Origin of the sequence: Campylobacter coli (assembly GCA_039516895.1) — a bacterium.
Taxonomy (GTDB): Bacteria; Campylobacterota; Campylobacteria; order Campylobacterales; family Campylobacteraceae; genus Campylobacter_D; species Campylobacter_D coli_B.
In genome coordinates, this window is the sequence record CP154437.1 from 1473863 (window position 1) to 1490662 (window position 16800).

Here is a 16800-nt window from a genome sequence, read left to right on the forward strand (position 1 = left end):
ATCAAATATATCTATTTTTTGATTATCAAGATTAGAGTTTTTTAAGAATACTTTGATAAAATGCTTAGTTGAAAAAGTAAATTTCATAGTTAATCAAAAAGGAGATAAAATGGCTGTAAAAATTACAGATAGTTGTATTGCTTGTGGTTCTTGTATCGATGAATGTCCAGTTAGTGCTATCGTTGATGATGCTAATAACCCAGAGGGTGAGGATAGATACTATGTTTATGCAAACAAATGCGTTGAATGCGTAGGACACAATGATCAACCAGCCTGTGCAAGTGCATGTCCAACTGATGGCTGTATAGTATGGAGTGAAATTGCTTCAGGTCAACCAAGTCGCGACAATATCGGTAGCGATATGAGAGATGGAACTATTCCAGTTTTTGCATAATTCTACAAAAGGCTAGTTAAAAAGCTAGCCTCTTTTTAACTTTTTTTAAACAAATTCAAGTATAATTTTAAGCTTTATAAAAACCAAGGAGTATAATCAACATGGAAAAAACCCTATCGATTATCAAACCTGATGCCGTAAAAAAAGGTGTTATAGGTAAAATTTTAGATCGTTTTGAAAGTAATGGACTAAGAATTGCTGCTATGAAAAAAGTTCAACTTAGCAAAGAGCAAGCTGAAGCTTTTTATGCTGTTCATAAAGAAAGACCTTTTTTTAAAGATTTAGTTGAATTTATGATCAGTGGTCCTGTTGTGGTTTCTGTTTTAGAAGGTGAAGGTGCCGTTCTTAAAAATAGAGATTTAATGGGAGCAACAAACCCAAAAGAAGCGCAACCTGGAACAATCAGAGCTGATTTTGCTGAAAGTATTGATGCAAATGCTGTTCATGGAAGCGATAGTTTAGAAAATGCAAAAATTGAGATTGAATTTTTCTTTAAATCTAACGAAATTTGCTAATGAAAATAGCCTTTTCTAGGATTAACAATACCAACTATCCTTTTAAACTCAACCTTGAAAATGTTGTTTTTGAAGGAAATTTAGTAAAAGTAAATCCTAAACTTGTTAAAATAAATACCACAATGAAAGGTTTTGTTTATAGACCTTGTGATAGCTGTGGTGAAGAACTTGAACTTGAAATAAAAGAAGACTTAGATCTTTTTGCAAGTGATGGTATTTTTAAAGATAATACAAATGAATTAAGCAATACTATTGAATTTTTTGATGGTCATATTGATTTAATAGAAGTTGCAGTGAGCGAACTTGAAGCTTATTTAAGTGATTATTTTTATTGCAATAATTGCAAAAATAAAAGCTAACAAATTTTAAAAAAGGAGATAAAATGGCAGTACCTAAGAGAAGAGTGAGTAAAACTCGCGCGGCAAAACGTAGAACTCACTATAAAGTAAGTCTTCCTATGCCTATAAAAGACAAAGATGGAAGCTATAAAATGCCTCATCGTGCAAATCCAAATACTAAGGAATACTAAAATCAATGATTAGCATTGCTATAGATGCAATGGGTGGAGATTTCGGAGAAAAACCCATTATAGAAGGTGTTATTGAGGCCTTAAAAGAAAAGCCTTTTAACGCTATCTTAGTGGGAGATCCCCATATTTTAGAGCCTCTAATACCTAAAAATTTAAAACAATACATTCAATATGAAAACGCCAATGAAGTTTTCTCTATGAATGAAAATGCAACAGATGCCTTAAAAAGAAAAGAAACTACAATTTATAAAACCATCGAACTTGTTAGAAATGGAAAAGCAAAAGCTGCTGTTTCAGCAGGACATAGTGGTGCAAGTATGTCTTTAGCAACCTTAAGATTAGGCAGACTTAAAGGAATATTACGACCCGCGATTGCAACCTTAATGCCAAATACTGTAAGCAAAACTTTGTTTTTAGATGTAGGTGCAAATACGGATTGTAAAGCCGAAAATTTGTTTCAATTTGCCATAATGGGAGATGCTTACGCAAAAGAAATTATGAAAATTTCAAAACCTCGCCTAGCCTTATTATCCAATGGCGAAGAAGAATGCAAAGGCAATGAACTTACAAAAGAAGCCCATCAACTTATAAAACAAATTCCTAGTTTTATTGGAAATGCTGAAGGTAGAGATATCTTTAATGGTGAAGTTGATATCTTAGTTTGTGATGGATTTGATGGAAATGTAATCCTAAAAGCCTGCGAAGGTGTAGCTACAGCAATTATCCAAATTTTAAAAAATGAAATCAAGCAATCTTTGGTATCAAAAATAGGTGCTTTACTAATGAAACCTTCATTTAAAAGACTTAAAAAACACATTGATTGGCAAGAATATGGTGGTGCTCCTCTGCTTGGTATTAACGGCTGTGTTATTATAAGCCATGGGAAAAGCGATGCTAGAGCAATCAAAAATGCTATTTTTCAGGCTATTAACTTTAGCGAATCAAACATCAATCAAATAATAGAAAAGGAGCTTGAGAAATACAATGCCTAAAGCAAGTTTAAAAAGCATAGCTTCTTACGTACCTGAGCAAATTTTAAGCAATTATGATCTTGAAAAGATTATCGATACAACAGATGAGTGGATCACAAGACGTACAGGTATAAAAGAAAGACGTATTGCAAGCAAAGATGAAAACACAAGTGATTTAGGTACCAAAGCAGCTATAAAAGCTATAGAAAGAGCAAATTTAAAACCTCAAGATATTGATGCGATATTGGTAGCTACTTTAAGCCCTGATTATTTTACCATGCCCTCAACCGCTTGTAAAATTGCGGCAAATTTAGGACTCAATGGAATCACTGCTTTTGATATTTCAGCAGCCTGCTCAGGCTTTATCTATCTTTTAGAACAAGCTAAAGCTCTTGTAGAAAGCGGATTGAAAAAAAATGTTTTAATTATAGGAGCTGAAAAAGCTAGCTCTATCATGGATTATACTGATAGAAGTATTTGTATACTTTTTGGCGATGGTGCAGGAGCTGGAGTTGTAAGTCTTGATGAAAATAATCCTATAATCGATGTACATACAGCAAGTAATGGAAATTATGGTGATTTACTGATGACAGAACGCTCTCAAGAATCAAAAGATGCTTCAAGCTTAGCGATGAAAATGAAAGGTAATGAAGTTTTTAAAATAGCAGTGCAAACTTTAAGCAACGATGTCGTTGAAATTTTATCTAAAAATCAAATTTTACCCGAACAAATTGATCTTTTCATCCCACATCAAGCAAATTTGCGTATCATCAAAGCTGTGCAAGAGAGACTAAATTTAAGCGATGAAAAATGTATTGTAACTGTACACAAGTATGGTAATACCTCGGCTGCTTCTATCCCTATGGCAATGAATGATGCCTATGAAGAAGGTCGTCTTAAAAAAGGAAATTTGATCTTGCTTGACGCTTTTGGTGGTGGTTTTACTTGGGGTTCTGCCTTGCTTAAATTTGGTGGTGAGAATTTCTCCTAAAGTCCTAAATTTACACTTCTAATATGGTGTAAATTTATACTATCTATTTAAATACTGAAAAACTTTATATATGTTAATTTTCTGCCTGCTTTGAATGAAGTTCATACAAAGTGTGGCAGAAAGTTTATTATCAGTTGTATTTTTTAGCAAATTCTTTCATAAATTCACACAAAGTTTTAACCTGATCTAAGCTAACAGCATTATAAATACTTGCGCGAATTCCTCCTAGAATTCTATGGCCTTTAAGTCCTAACATACCGGCTTCTTCAGCTTCTTTTACAAATATCGGTTCAAGTTCTGAATTTTTAGTGATATTAAAGCTTACATTCATCAAAGATCTATCTTTTTTATCAGCATGCCCCTTATAAAATCCTTCACTTGAATCAATACACTCATAAAGCATTGCGGCTTTTTGAGAATTTTTAGCATCGATAGCATCCAATCCACCTTGATCTAAAAGCCATTTCATTTCAAGATTAAACATATAAATTGCAAAAGTCGGAGGAGTGTTAAATAAAGATTGATTTTGTGAATGTATGGAGTATTTTAACATACTTGGCAAGTTTTTATTTTGAGATCTTTCTAGCATATCTTTGCGTATAAAAAGACAGCTTATACCTGAAATTCCTGCATTCTTTTGCACTCCACCATAAAAAAGTGCAATATTTGAAAAATCAACTTTTCTTGAGAAAAAATCACTCGAAGCATCAACAATTAAAGGAGCTTTGGTTTTAGGATAATTTTTAAATTGTGTGCCATAAATAGTATTGTTTGAACAAATATATGCATAATCAGCACTATCGCTAAACTCAACTTGAGGTATGTGATCAAACTTACTTTCTTCGCTACTAGCAACAACCTTGACATTTACTCCTAAAATTTGAGCTTCTTTTATAGCTTTTTGAGTCCAAACTCCTGTATTTGCATACTCACAAACCCCGCCTAAAGATAAATTCATAGGTATCATAGCAAATTGCAAACTTGCACCACCTTGTAAAAATAAAACCTCATAATCATCATTTAAACCATAAAGTTCTTTTGCTTTTTGCATTGCTCCAAAGTGCACTTCTTCAAATACCTTTGAACGGTGAGAAATTTCCATGATGGAATAGCCCTTACCCTGATAATCACAAAGCTCATTTTTAGCATATTCTAAAAGCTCTAAAGGCAAAGTAGATGGACCTGCGCTAAAATTAATTTTTCTCATTATTTTTCCTTATAGAATTTTTGCTTCTTTTTGTAAAGTTTGAGAACTCAAAGTGATGATATCTTCACTTTTTAGCTCTTCTAAATTTGCTATTTTACCATTTTTTTTAATAGAAATTAGATTTTTACTTTTTTTAAAAAAATTTTCATGCTGAAAAAAAGCATTTTGAAGCTTTTGTAGTTCTAATTCAGCTTTTTGAATTTTGCTTTCCATTATGATTTTTGCTTGTTTAAGCAAAAACGCAAGCTGTTTTTCTTTTGTTTCTATCATAGTTTCTAAAGATTTTGCTTTAAAAAATTTATGTAGATTGCTGAGTAAATTTTCACAATATTCTAATTTACTTTCCCAAAGTTTTGTCAATTTTTCTTCCAAAAGATCAAGTCCTTGTTCCAAATCAAGTCTAGAATAAAGCAAGGTATCGATAGCAGCCGATGGAGTGGGCGCTCTAAAATCAGCTACAAAATCACTGATCACATAATCAATCTCATGACCAATTGCTGAAATGATAGGTGTTTTAGCTTTAAAAATTTCCCTTGCCAAACCCTCGTCATTAAAACAAAAAAGATCCTCTCTGCTACCACCTCCTCTAGCGATAATGATAACATCTAATCCCACCTCATCAGCTTTTTTTAAAGCTTGAATCAAAGAATAAGCCGCACTACTTCCTTGTGTAAGCGCATTAAAAACATAAATTTTGGCTAGAAAATATTCTTTTTGATTGATAAGTTTTAACATATCTTGCAAGGCCGCTGAAGTCTTTGAAGTGATGATTCCTATTTTTTTAGGAAATTGAGGCAAAGTTTTTTTATGTTCACTGTTAAACAAACCTTCTTTTTGCAAACGCTCTTTTAATGCTAGAAATTGAGCCTCTAAATCTCCCATTCCTGCTTTTTTCATACTGTTTGCAATAAATTGATAACGCCCACTTTCAGCATACAAACTCACACTTCCAACAAGCTCTAAGAAATCACCTATCTTAGGTTGAAAATCAACTTTTAAATTTGCGCCCTTAAACATAGCACAAGCTATACTTGATTTTTCATCTTTTAGATCAAAATACCAATGTCCTGATCCATGCATAGTGATTTTTGAAAGCTCTCCACTTAAAACAATATCATTAAAATGTGTTTCCAATAAAGCCTTGGCTTTTAAATTTAATTCGCTTACTTTCATGATTTTCCATATATAAAGTATTACAAAAAGTATCAATTTAACTATATTTTGTATAATAAAGTTACATTTTTTTAAGAATTTTAATCTTTATCTTATAAAAATAGTAAATTTTATAAAAAAGATTATATATAATACTTATATATTTCAAACTTAAAAATTAAAGGATTTTATCATGAAATTAAAAATTTTTTGTTCTGTTTTGATTTTTGGTTTTTCGTTAACTTTTGCTAAAGAACCTAACCGTCCCGAGTGTATTGCCCCAGCTCAACCTGGAGGCGGTTTTGATCTAACATGTAAGCTAATTCAAGTAGGTATGCTTAAAGCTAACATTATTTCAACGCCTATGAGAGTTACCTATATGCCCGGAGGAGTAGGTGTTGTAGCTTATAACACTATGGTTAATAATAGATCTAAAGATGGTAATGTTGTTGTAGCTTTTTCAAGTGGGACATTACTGAATATAGCCACAGGAAAACATGGAAAATATAATGAAAATAATGTCAAATGGCTTGCTTCAGCGGGTGTAGATTACGGAATGATAGCCGTCAAATCAGACTCTCCTTATAAAAATTTAGAAGATCTAATAAATGCCTTGCATAAAGACCCAAATTCTATTAGTATAGGTGCGGGAGGTTCAATAGGAGGACAAGACTGGATGCAAACAGCATTACTTGCAAAAACTATTAATGTCGATGTAAAAAAGATACGCTATGTGGCTTTTGAAGGAGGAGGAGATGCTTTAACTTCTCTTTTAGGAAATCATATTGATGTGATTAGCGCAGGCATAGCTGAACTTGTACCTCAAATCGAAACAGGAACTATTAGAGTATTGGCTATCTTTTCCCCAAAGAGACTTCCGGGCACTTTAGCAAATATTCCAACTGCTAAAGAATTGGGTTATGAGGTAGAATGGCCAGTAATTAGAGCTTACTATATGGGAGCAAAAGTTTCAGACGAAGCTTATAATTGGTGGCTTGATGCATTTGATAAATTTCAACAAACCCAAGAATATAAAGATCAATTAAAACAAAGATCTCTATTTGAATTCAATAAAAAAGGTAAAGAGTTAGAAGATTTTGTCAAAAAACAAACTGATCAATACAGAATTTTAGCCAAAGAATTCGATCTTATAAAGTAAAATCATGTCAAGTATAAGAATTGTCGCTGGAATTTTATTGGTTATAAGTTTAATTGGAATTTACATAGGGTGGAATATACATTCAGATTTTAATTATGAGCCCTTAGGACCGCGTCCTTTTCCAGTAGGTACTTTAATTTTAATCGCCCTTTGTTCTATATTTCTTGTTTTTTTCTCTGAAGATACTAAGGTTAAATGGGGTGATTTTATTCTTTGGAAAAAGCTCATCGTTTTAACTTTAGCTTTTTTAATTTATGCGCTTTTTTTTGAGTTTTTAGGCTTTATAATTTGCACAATCTTTTTAATTTTTACAATAACTTTACTTTTTGGGGCAACTTTAATTAAAGCTATTGTTTTTTCTATCTCAAGTAGTATTATTTTATACTATCTCTTTAATACTTTATTGCAAATTACTTTGCCGTTTGGTTTTATATTTGATAATTTTTAATTAAAGGAAATTTATGGATACTTGGATGTATTTAATGCAAGGATTTAGCATAGCCTTAGATCCTTATAATATTCTTATAGCCTTAATCGGTTGTTTTATAGGTACTATTGTAGGTATGCTTCCAGGACTTGGACCCATTAATGGAGTAGCCATTTTACTTCCTCTAGCTTTTGCAATGAATTTACCTGCAGAATCCGCAATTATTTTACTTGCAACGGTTTATATGGGTTGTGAATATGGAGGTAGAATTTCTTCCATACTACTTGGAATACCCGGAGATGCAGCAGCTATTATGACAACCTTAGATGGACATCCTTTGGCTAAAAAAGGTCAAGCAGGAAAAGCTCTTAGCATCTCAGCTCTTAGTTCTTTTATTGGTTCATTTATAGCAATTTGCGGTATTATACTTTTTGCCCCACTTATTGCACAATGGTCGTTAAAATTTGGTCCTGCTGAATATTTTGCTCTTATTGTCTTTGGTTTAGCAACTTTAGGAAGTATGTTAGCCCAAAAACCTATAAGATCTTTTCTATCAGCTTTGATAGGACTTTTTTTAACTACTATAGGTATAGATGGAAATACAGGTGTTTATCGCTTTACTTTTGATAGTCCACATTTATATGATGGAATTTCTTTTGTTATTTTAGTAATGGGACTTTTTTCTGTTAGTGAAATTTTTCTAATGTTAGAGCATACTCAAACAAGTCAAAACATCATTAATAAAACAGGTAAGATTTTGGTAAATATCAAAGAATTCTTCTTTTGCTTTTGGACCATTATAAGATCCTCTATTATAGGATTTTTTGTAGGAGTTTTACCGGGTGCTGGAGCAACTATAGCTAGTGCCATTACTTATATGAGTGAGAAAAAAATAGCCGGTGAAAAGGGTAAATTCGGCCAAGGAGATTTAAAAGGTGTGGCAGCCCCTGAAGCAGCTAATAATGCTTCAGCCTGTGGTTCTTTTATCCCAATGTTAACACTTGGTCTTCCAGGTTCAGGAACAACTGCGGTTATGATGGGCGCATTAACACTTTATAATATTACTCCAGGTCCTACAATGTTTACTGATCAAGTAAATATAGTGTGGGGACTTATAGCTTCCTTATTATTTGCAAATGTAATTTTACTTTTAATGAATTTGCCCTTGGTAGGAATTTTCGTAAAAATTTTAAGCATACCTATGTGGAGCTTGGCTCCAATTATAGCAATTGTTTCAATTATAGGTGTTTATTCTATCAATAGTACTGATTTTGATATCATTTTAATCTTAATTATTGGTATTTTAGGCTATTTTTTAAGAAAACTTGAATTTCCAATGGCTCCACTTATACTCGGTTTTGTATTAGGAGAACAATTAGAAACCAATCTAAGAAGAGCTTTATCTATCAGTAATGGAGATTTTTCAATACTTTGGAGTGGGATCATAGCTCAAAGTTTACTGATAGGAGCTGTGCTAATTATACTAATACCCCTTTTAATAAAAAAGATTAGAAAGTCTAAATTTTAGACTTTCTTAGCTATAAACATAGAACTTACGCCGAAACTAAAACTTTTAAATTCAAGCATTTCAAAACCTACCTGTTTAAGTTCGGCAATAAATTCCTCTTTACTTAAAAAACCTTCTATAGAATTAGGCAAGTATTCGTATGCACTTTTATTTTTGCTTATCATTCCTCCCAAGCTTGGTAAAATATTTTTAAGATAAAAATCCCTACAAGAGGCTACAAAACCTCCTTTTTCTCTTTTAGTAAATTCTAAAACTACAAAAATTCCATCTTGTTTAAGCACTCTTGAAAATTCTCTCAAGGCTTTTTCTCTCTCCACCACATTGCGTATCCCATAGCTTATACTTACGATATCAACACTTTCACTTTGCAAAGGCAATTCTTGCGCTCCAGCTTCTATAAATTCGATATTTGGGAATTTTTGTTTTGCTATATTTAACATACCCTCGCTTGGATCAATACCTTTGATGTGGGCTATATTTTTATTTAATTTTTTCGCACTTTCTTGCCAAATTTCTATCATATCTCCTGTGCCACAAGCCACATCAACTATGTTTAAATTATCCTTTTGGTAAAGCTTTAAAACTCTTTTACAAGCAAATTTACGCCAACTTACATCAACACCAAAACTCAAAATTCTATTAGCCTTATCATAGGTCGGAGCTATTTCATTAAACATTTTTATGATTTTATCTTGCTTTTGCATTAATATCCTTTATAAATTTTCAATTTCTTACTTGCTTTATGGATTAATTTTCCAAGTTTTTCTTTTTTCTTGGTTAATTTTAAAAGCATCTTTTTTTCAAAATCGCAAATAAAATATTTATTATATAATTTACTCAAAATTTTTCAAATTATATAAATTATGAAAATATTCTAAAAAAACCGAGAGCTCTAAAAAATTCTCTTCAAAAATTTCAATTTCGAAATTTTTCAATAAATTTTTCTTAAACAATACAAGTCTTTTTCTTAGCTGCATGGCAATCATTTGTTTAAAAAAATATTTTTCTTGCTCGCCCTTATAAAACGAATCTTCTTTAATAAAAAAATCGAAATCACTCAATAAATTTTGCAATTCTTCGCTGCTTAAAAATAAAAGTAAATTTTCACCTAGTTCATTATTTGCTAAAATACAATGAGATTGTTTCACTAAGTCTTCAAATCTAAGAGCTAAATTTTTATTTAACTCTTCATCAAAAATTTCTTCTGTACTCATTAAAATAATATAAATTTTTCTCGCATAAGAAAAAAATTCGCAAAAATTCTCTCTTTGTCTATTTTCTAAGGTCAAATTCCAATATAATTTTAATTTTCTAAATAGATAAAATAAGAAAATTCTATATCCATCAAAAGCTAAAATAGAACTTGGAAAATCTAGGGTAAAGTTCTGATTTTTTTCTATAATTTTAAAGCATTTTTCCATATCTATTTCTAAATTGTTAAAACCATAAAGTATTATATTTTTAGAATCCAAAACTCCACAAAGCTCTCTTTGAATTTTAAATTCTTTAGGCGGTGCAAAAAGATTTGCCATCTCCAAAGTTGGAAAAAAAACTTTTAAAACATATAGATTAAGATCTTCATATACATCAATAAAGCTTTTAAAAGAACAAAGTTTAAATTCATAGCGTTTTTTCTTAATGCTTTTTTCTATGAGTTTTTTACGAGCTTTTTCATAATCCTTTTTAGAAATCTTTTCTTCTTGATTTTGCTCTAAAATCGGATTATTTAATCGGGTTATTTTGTAAAAATTTCCATTGAGATTTTGAAATTTTACATCATAAAAATGTGTTATCTTAGTATAGAATGTTTCGATTTCATAAATTTCAAAAACAATTCCATCTTTTTGTAAATTTTCTAAAAGAGTAGCATCAGGAAGTAAAAAAGTCTTCTGAATTTCATGAACCATTAAAATAACCCTTAAATTCTTTGGGTTATTTTAACTTTATTTTGCTTAATGGCACTTTTTACAAGTGCTAACATGAGCACAAACTGCTAAATGATCGATGATATTTCCCATTTTTTTCTCTAATTTTTCTTGATATTCATCAAGTTCAGCATTTTGAAAACTCATATCTTCGATATTACCACATTTACTGCAAATGATATGTATATGTCTTTCTTCATAGATATCATAACAAGTTTTTTGATTTGCCACATTGATTTCTACAACCAAGCCTTGTTCTTGCAAGGTATTAAGATTTTTATAAACCGTAGCAAGAGAAATAGAAGGATATTCTTTTTTAATTTCCTCATAAAGCTCTTCAATATTTGGATGTTCATGTCTTTTTAAAATTTTTAAAACACACAGTCTTTGAGGAGTTGCTTTCAGTTCGTGTTTTTTAAGTATTTGTAACAATTCCATTCTTTTATCCTAGTTCTTTTTAACTAAGAATAATAATAAATTTTTTATTAAAAGAAGTTTATATCAAATGATATTTTTTATTAGATAATAAGAAGCTATGAAAATTTAAGCATTCTTTATTGTTTTGATTCGAATTTAAAGAATGCTATTGACTCAATTTGTTTTCACTCTTTGTACTAGACTATCAATATCAAGTTTTAAAGCTTTTTCCACTTCATTAGTTTTACCGTGTTCGATGAAATTATCTTCATATTCAAAAGAAACAATTTTGATTTTCAAATCATTCTTCTGCACAAAACTCTCTAGCAAACTCGCTACACCGCCTATTCTCGCATTTTCACTAAAAACAAACCAAATTTGACTCTGTTTTGCTAGCTCTTTTAAAAGTAGTTCATCTAAGGGTTTAGCAAAAATCAAGTCAATCAAATTAGCGTTTTGCCCCTCATCTTGTAATTTTCTTAAAACTTTCCAAGCCTTGCCCACACCTTGCCCATAACCTAAAAAAGCAATATTGCTTTGGTTTTTTACAAGCCATTGCGCTTTTCCAAGTTCTATCTTAGAAGGATTAAATTCCTCATCTAAAATAAAAGATCCTCTAGGATAACGAAAAGCCAAACATCCCTCATGGATATAAGCATACTCCATAATATTTTTCATCATAAGCTCATCTCTTGGAGCTACAAGGGTTAAATTAGGCAAGGGAGCTAAAAAACTCACATCAAAAACTCCCTGATGTGTTTCTCCATCTTCTCCTACTATGCCTGCCCTATCCATAGCAAAAACTACATTTAAATTCATAATCGCACAATCATGGATAACTTGATCGTAAGCGCGTTGTAAAAAAGTGCTGTATATAGCAATAAAAGGTTTAAATCCTTCTTTTGCCATAGCCGCCATAGAAGTAACAGCATGCTGCTCAGCAATACCCACATCCCAAAAACGATCAGGATATTGCTCTATAAGCTTTTCAAGTCCTGTTCCACTTGGCATAGCAGCAGTAATGCCAACTATATTTTTATATTTTGTAGCCAAATCAAACAATACCTTAGAAAAAATTTCTGTTGCAGAATTTTTAGCATCAGGTTTTTTAATGCTTTCTCCACTATCCACATCAAAAGCGCTAACCCCGTGCCATTTAGCATTTTTTCCTTCAGCTAAACTATAACCCTTTCCTTTTAGGGTTTGTGCATGGATAATACAAGGTTTTTGCATAGCTTTTGCCTGTTTTAATGCAGAAATAACCTCGCTTAAATTATGCCCATCAATAGGGCCTATATACTCAAGACCCAATTCTTCAAATAAAAGTCCTGGAGTTATTAATTTAAAACTTTCTTCAAAACGCTTAGCCATATAAGTAGCAGAATCAGGTAAGGCATCTAACATTTTAGCCACGCGTTTTTTGAAATTTTGATAAAACTGCGTTGCCATAGCTTGAGAAAGGTATTTTGAAATCGCACCTATGGGTTTTGAAATGCTCATTTCATTATCATTTAAGATGACTACACAAGGAAATTTAGAATCTCCTAATTCATTCAAGGCCTCATAAGCCATACCCGCACTTAAAGCTCCATCGCCTATTAAAGCTACAGGAGTGCGTTTTTCACCTTTTAATGCTATAGCCTTACAGGCTCCTACGGCTAAAGATATAGAAGTACTTGAGTGTCCTGCTACAAAATAATCCCCATCGTTAGGCTTGGTATATCCACTGAGTCCACCAAATTGACGCAAAGACTCAAAAACATTTTCTTTTCCACTTAAAAGCTTGTGTGTATAGGATTGATGTGATACATCGAATATAAGAGGATCTACCCTATTATCAAATACTGTATGCATAGCTATAGTAAGCTCAACTGCTCCCAAATTGGAGCTTAAGTGTCCTCCATTTTTACTTACCACATCAATAATTTTTTCTCTAATACGAGCCGCCAAATCTTCAAGCTGGGTTAAATTTAGCTTTTCTAATTGTTCTTTAGTATAAGCAAATTGATAATCTTTTTTAATTATTTCATTCATTATTAACCATTTTTTTAATTTTAATAAGACGTGCATTTAAATTGGATTCTATATTGCCACTATCACTTAAAATAATAACACTACCCTTGCTAATAGCGTCATCAAGAGTGATTTTAATATGAGAATTTTCGCTAAAATGCTCTTTTAAATAATTATAATCTACAGAATTTACTTTTATCTCGATAGAACCTGCACCCTTAAGCTCATTAATAAGATCTTTAGCCAAAGCATAAGCTATTTTACTTGAATTATTTTCAAGCTCTTTTAAAATGACTTCTTTAGCGATATCTATAGCTGTATCAGCAAGCTCTTTTTCGTTTTTTTCAATAAAAACATTAAGATTTACACAAGCTTCTTCTAGTTTGGAAACACTTTTTAAGTATTTATCACGCAAGTCATTCAATTCTTTTTCAAATTCGGCTTTAGCTTGCTCATAACCCTCTTTGGAAAATTTTTCCTTAGCACTTTCAAGCTCTGAATTTAAGCGGTTGTTAAACTCACTTTCTTGACTTTCAATTTGCATTTGAAGTTTGATGATATTACTTGACATTTCATCTGTTTTTTTTAGCAAATCTTCAACGAAACTAGGCTGAAATGCAGGAGTTTGAACCTCTTGCACTACTTGAGAAGGTGCAGGAGTTTGACTTTCATTTATAGGATTTTCATCTTTTGAAGGCAAAGCCGCACTATTATCTTCATTTGAAATTTGTGGATGTTGCTTCTCTTCTGTATGATTATCAAATTCTGAAATTACCTTAAAACGATATCCTTCAACAACATGCTGATCAGAAGTTCCTCCTGAAATAACATTACTACGATTAACCATCACTCACCTACTCTATCATTTCATCAGCATCGCCTGTTTGCACAAGTCCTTGTTCTGCAAGTTTTTGCACCACTTCAACTACTTTTCTTTGAGCATCTTCAACATCTTTAACACGCACTGCACCCAAAAATCCCATTTCTTCAAGGAAGGCTTCGCTTGCACGCGTAGACATATTGGCCAAGAATTTTTGCTTTAATTCTTCGCTTGCACCCTTTAAGCCTATCATCAAATCGCGCTTATCCGCAACTTTTAAAATTTCTCTTATAGCTTGAGTGCTAAGTTTTTGTATATCATCAAAAGTAAACATCAATTCTTTAATCGTTTCAGCCAAACGCTCATCACTTTGTTCGATATAAGTGATGGTAGATTTACTTGCTTTTTGTCCTAAGCGATTAAGTACTTCTGCAACTGCTCTTGGGCCTCCCACTTCAACTTTATAAGAAGTAAGACTTTCGAGTTTGCTTTCAAGCACTGCAGATACTCTTTTAATGATACTTGGAGAAATATCCCCAAGATTTGCCATTCTTATAACAACTTCAGCTCTTAACTCATCGCTAAAATACTCCAAGGTTTCAGCTGCATGGATTGAATCCATATGAGCTAAAATAAGTGCGATAGTTTGTGGGTGTTCTTTGGTAATAAAGTCTGCAAGTTGTTGAGGCTTAATCTGAGCCAAATAAGCAAAGTTTTGGTTATTTTCCATACTTTTGGTAAGTTTTTCAAGAATTTTATTGGCAATTTCTGGACCAAAAGTACGGAAAAGTATTTCTTTGGCATATTCCAAACCACCGCTTTTAATGTATTGATTGGATTGAAGCAGAGTATAAAATTCTTCCAAAACCGCAGTAGCTACGGCGCGGTCAACATTTTTTGCCATAGCAATATAGCGTGAAATTTCAGTAATAACATCAATTTCCATATGTGAGAAAACTGAAGTCGTTGCATCTTCGCCAAGTTGTATGAGAAATATCGCTACCTTTTCAGGCATCGATAAATCATCATAAACCATTTTTTGTTCTTCGCTAAGTTTTATCATCACATATCCTTTTCACCAAATTCGGTATCATTTTGGATTAAGTTTTGTAAAAGTGCTGCAATTTCTTCACTCTTATCGCTTACTAAGCCTCTTAATTTTTCAAGTAAAACTTCATATTGGATAGAATCTTCATTGAAATTCTCCCCAAAGCCAAGTTGCTCTTCAACCTTTTTCCTAGCGGCATTGAATTTCTCTAACGCATCCTCAGCATCATCTAAAACAGCACTTGGACCCTGCTGCACTTCTTCTTGTGCTGCAACATCTTCAAGCATTTTTTGTGCAAATGGAGCAATAATTTTTTTGTAAAAAATAAAAAGTAAAATAGCCGCAATAAAATATTTAACCGGTGGAATAAATGGTTCGATAAAACGATTATAGAAAGTTTTAACTTTACTTTCCACTCTAATAGACTCACGATGGAAAGGTAAATTTTGCACTACTACACTATCCCCTCTGTTAGCACTAAAATTAATAGTATTTTTAACTATACTTTCCACACTTGCGAGCTCTTCTTTGCTTAAAGGGACATATTCACTTTTCACATCTCCATTTTCATCTACAACATCTTGATACTTTCCATCTATTGTTACCGCTGCTGAAGTGCGCACAACGGTTGCAAATTGTTTTTTTGTATTTGTTATAGTTTTTGAAAGCTCATTGTTTGTAGTGACTTGGTTTTTCTTATAGGTATCGATTTGTCCTTTATTATCAAGTCCTTCTACTGGACCTATATTTGAAACCGCACCTGGCACACCTTGAATTTCAGGCTCTTTTCTACCTGTTCTTTCTTCATTAAGAGTTTGCTCACTTCGAACTATAGGGTTTGGATCATAAATTTCACTTTGGGATTCTTGCTTAGAAAAGTCAAAATCTATATTGACACTTACTCTTACCTTATCCGTGCCTCCTGCATAAGGAGCTAAAGTTTCTATGATTTTATCTTCTAAAGCTCTTTCTTGATCACTTTTGTATTTAATTTGAGCACGAACCAAATCATCTTCATAAGCCTCTTGCTCATCTAAAGGCACACCACTTTGATCACTAATTCTTACATTTTCTTTGGTTAATTTTGGAATAGCAGCTGAAACTATGTTTTTGATTCCATCGATTTGCTTTCTAGTAAGCTTTAAGCCCTCGCGTACATTTACAACAACTGAAGCTGTGGGAGGAATTTGTCTTTCAGTAAAAACGCTGTCTTTTGGAAAAGCTATATGCACTACTGCACTGCGTATAGGTTCTAAAGTTTCGATTGTTCTTGCAAGCTCTCCTTCTATAGCTCTTTGATATTTTACTCTTTGTTCTTCATTTGTAGCTCCAAAAGTTTGCGTATCAAAAGCTTCAAAACCCACACGGCTATCTTTTATCAATCCTTCACTGGCGATAAACATTCTTTGACGATATACCTGATCTTGTGGAACTAAAATTTTACTTTCGTTTTCTAGTATATAAGGCACACTATTTTGTTCAAGTTTAGCCACAATAGCCGCAGAAGAACTTGGATCAACATTATCAACTAAAACAGCATAGCCATTATTAGCACTACTGCCACTTCCACGAAATAGTGCCAAAAATACCAAAAATCCGACAACTACGACAATAGAAGCTGCAATAACTATGCGTTGCTTTCGAGTCAAATTTTGATAAAGTTGCCCAATTTGGTGAAGCATATTTTTAAAATCCATTAATTCT

At 32.3% G+C, this 16800-nt stretch carries 17 protein-coding genes and 1 pseudogene; 9 read left to right on the forward strand and 9 right to left on the reverse strand.

Translation table 11 applies throughout. The features are described 5' to 3' along the window. Positions 1-109: 109 nt before the first annotated feature. From AAID94_07420 to AAID94_07445, 6 genes are all read left to right on the forward strand, one after another. A complete protein-coding gene (locus AAID94_07420; protein XAK23657.1) occupies positions 110-394 on the forward strand; it encodes a 4Fe-4S binding protein in 285 nt (94 codons plus the stop codon). A gap of 101 nt (positions 395-495) precedes the next feature. Next, complete coding sequence (gene ndk / locus AAID94_07425; GenBank protein ID XAK23658.1) at positions 496-909, forward strand: nucleoside-diphosphate kinase; 414 nt, start codon at positions 496-498, stop codon at positions 907-909. Beyond that, entirely contained in the window at positions 909-1268 is a 360-nt protein-coding gene (locus AAID94_07430) for a hypothetical protein (GenBank protein XAK23659.1), read from the forward strand. Before ndk ends, AAID94_07430 begins: the two co-directional genes overlap by 1 nt. A gap of 23 nt (positions 1269-1291) precedes the next feature. Further along, a complete protein-coding gene (rpmF, locus tag AAID94_07435; GenBank protein XAK23660.1) occupies positions 1292-1438 on the forward strand; it encodes a 50S ribosomal protein L32 in 147 nt (48 codons plus the stop codon). Between the two features lie 5 nt (positions 1439-1443). Then, entirely contained in the window at positions 1444-2430 is a 987-nt protein-coding gene (plsX, locus tag AAID94_07440; protein XAK23661.1) for a phosphate acyltransferase PlsX, read from the forward strand. Beyond that, complete coding sequence (locus AAID94_07445) at positions 2423-3400, forward strand: beta-ketoacyl-ACP synthase III (GenBank protein XAK23662.1); 978 nt, start codon at positions 2423-2425, stop codon at positions 3398-3400. The genes plsX and AAID94_07445 overlap by 8 nt, the downstream gene beginning before the upstream one ends. A gap of 130 nt (positions 3401-3530) precedes the next feature. On the opposite strand, the gene serC is transcribed toward AAID94_07445, so the two are convergent. Beyond that, complete coding sequence (serC, locus tag AAID94_07450) at positions 3531-4607, reverse strand: phosphoserine transaminase (protein ID XAK23663.1); 1077 nt, start codon at positions 4605-4607, stop codon at positions 3531-3533. A gap of 9 nt (positions 4608-4616) precedes the next feature. After that, entirely contained in the window at positions 4617-5780 is a 1164-nt protein-coding gene (gene xseA / locus AAID94_07455) for an exodeoxyribonuclease VII large subunit (protein ID XAK23664.1), read from the reverse strand. A 172-nt stretch (positions 5781-5952) separates the two neighbouring features. Here xseA and AAID94_07460 point away from each other — a divergent pair, with 172 nt between their 5' ends. From AAID94_07460 to AAID94_07470, 3 genes are read left to right on the forward strand one after another with little or no spacing between them, the layout of a single operon-like run. Further along, on the forward strand, positions 5953-6918 hold the full coding sequence (locus AAID94_07460; GenBank protein ID XAK23665.1) for a tripartite tricarboxylate transporter substrate binding protein: 966 nt from the start codon (positions 5953-5955) through the stop codon (positions 6916-6918). A 4-nt stretch (positions 6919-6922) separates the two neighbouring features. Beyond that, positions 6923-7366, forward strand: a complete 444-nt coding sequence (locus AAID94_07465; GenBank protein ID XAK23666.1) for a tripartite tricarboxylate transporter TctB family protein — start codon at positions 6923-6925, stop codon at positions 7364-7366. Between the two features lie 13 nt (positions 7367-7379). Further along, positions 7380-8873 carry a tripartite tricarboxylate transporter permease gene (locus tag AAID94_07470; protein XAK23667.1) on the forward strand — a complete coding sequence of 498 codons (1494 nt, stop codon included), beginning with the start codon at positions 7380-7382 and terminating at the stop codon, positions 8871-8873. On the opposite strand, the gene ubiE is transcribed toward AAID94_07470, so the two are convergent. The 7 genes and pseudogenes from ubiE to fliF all read right to left on the reverse strand — a co-directional run bounded on the left by ubiE (position 8870) and on the right by fliF (position 16793). Next, positions 8870-9577: a bifunctional demethylmenaquinone methyltransferase/2-methoxy-6-polyprenyl-1,4-benzoquinol methylase UbiE gene (gene ubiE, locus AAID94_07475; protein XAK23668.1), complete on the reverse strand. Its 708-nt coding sequence runs from the start codon at positions 9575-9577 to the stop codon at positions 8870-8872. The two genes, AAID94_07470 and ubiE, sit on opposite strands and share 4 nt — an antisense overlap. Then, a pseudogene (locus AAID94_07480) lies at positions 9577-10780 on the reverse strand (hypothetical protein). The gene ubiE and the pseudogene AAID94_07480 overlap by 1 nt, the downstream one beginning before the upstream one ends. A gap of 45 nt (positions 10781-10825) precedes the next feature. Then, entirely contained in the window at positions 10826-11236 is a 411-nt protein-coding gene (perR, locus tag AAID94_07485; protein ID XAK23669.1) for a peroxide-responsive transcriptional repressor PerR, read from the reverse strand. 153 nt (positions 11237-11389) lie between these two features. Then, positions 11390-13249 carry a 1-deoxy-D-xylulose-5-phosphate synthase gene (gene dxs / locus AAID94_07490; GenBank protein XAK23670.1) on the reverse strand — a complete coding sequence of 620 codons (1860 nt, stop codon included), beginning with the start codon at positions 13247-13249 and terminating at the stop codon, positions 11390-11392. Continuing rightward, positions 13242-14075 (reverse strand): flagellar assembly protein FliH, encoded by an 834-nt coding sequence (gene fliH / locus AAID94_07495; GenBank protein XAK23671.1) that lies wholly within the window; start codon positions 14073-14075, stop codon positions 13242-13244. Before fliH ends, dxs begins: the two co-directional genes overlap by 8 nt. Before the next feature lie 7 nt (positions 14076-14082). Beyond that, on the reverse strand, positions 14083-15111 hold the full coding sequence (gene fliG / locus AAID94_07500) for a flagellar motor switch protein FliG (GenBank protein XAK23672.1): 1029 nt from the start codon (positions 15109-15111) through the stop codon (positions 14083-14085). Next, a complete protein-coding gene (gene fliF / locus AAID94_07505; GenBank protein XAK23673.1) occupies positions 15111-16793 on the reverse strand; it encodes a flagellar basal-body MS-ring/collar protein FliF in 1683 nt (560 codons plus the stop codon). Before fliF ends, fliG begins: the two co-directional genes overlap by 1 nt. Positions 16794-16800: the final 7 nt, after the last annotated feature.

Bases quoted from the DNA above. Each gene is read 5' to 3' on its own strand.
- AAID94_07420 (XAK23657.1), top strand. From the start codon at position 110: ATGGCTGTAAAAATTACAGATAGTTGTATTGCTTGTGGTTCTTGTATC.
- ndk (XAK23658.1), top strand. From the start codon at position 496: ATGGAAAAAACCCTATCGATTATCAAACCTGATGCCGTAAAAAAAGGT.
- AAID94_07430 (XAK23659.1), top strand. From the start codon at position 909: ATGAAAATAGCCTTTTCTAGGATTAACAATACCAACTATCCTTTTAAA.
- rpmF (XAK23660.1), top strand. From the start codon at position 1,292: ATGGCAGTACCTAAGAGAAGAGTGAGTAAAACTCGCGCGGCAAAACGT.
- plsX (XAK23661.1), top strand. From the start codon at position 1,444: ATGATTAGCATTGCTATAGATGCAATGGGTGGAGATTTCGGAGAAAAA.
- AAID94_07445 (XAK23662.1), top strand. From the start codon at position 2,423: ATGCCTAAAGCAAGTTTAAAAAGCATAGCTTCTTACGTACCTGAGCAA.
- serC (XAK23663.1), bottom strand. From the start codon at position 4,607: ATGAGAAAAATTAATTTTAGCGCAGGTCCATCTACTTTGCCTTTAGAG.
- xseA (XAK23664.1), bottom strand. From the start codon at position 5,780: ATGAAAGTAAGCGAATTAAATTTAAAAGCCAAGGCTTTATTGGAAACA.
- AAID94_07460 (XAK23665.1), top strand. From the start codon at position 5,953: ATGAAATTAAAAATTTTTTGTTCTGTTTTGATTTTTGGTTTTTCGTTA.
- AAID94_07465 (XAK23666.1), top strand. From the start codon at position 6,923: ATGTCAAGTATAAGAATTGTCGCTGGAATTTTATTGGTTATAAGTTTA.
- AAID94_07470 (XAK23667.1), top strand. From the start codon at position 7,380: ATGGATACTTGGATGTATTTAATGCAAGGATTTAGCATAGCCTTAGAT.
- ubiE (XAK23668.1), bottom strand. From the start codon at position 9,577: ATGCAAAAGCAAGATAAAATCATAAAAATGTTTAATGAAATAGCTCCG.
- perR (XAK23669.1), bottom strand. From the start codon at position 11,236: ATGGAATTGTTACAAATACTTAAAAAACACGAACTGAAAGCAACTCCT.
- dxs (XAK23670.1), bottom strand. From the start codon at position 13,249: ATGAATGAAATAATTAAAAAAGATTATCAATTTGCTTATACTAAAGAA.
- fliH (XAK23671.1), bottom strand. From the start codon at position 14,075: ATGGTTAATCGTAGTAATGTTATTTCAGGAGGAACTTCTGATCAGCAT.
- fliG (XAK23672.1), bottom strand. From the start codon at position 15,111: ATGATAAAACTTAGCGAAGAACAAAAAATGGTTTATGATGATTTATCG.
- fliF (XAK23673.1), bottom strand. From the start codon at position 16,793: ATGGATTTTAAAAATATGCTTCACCAAATTGGGCAACTTTATCAAAAT.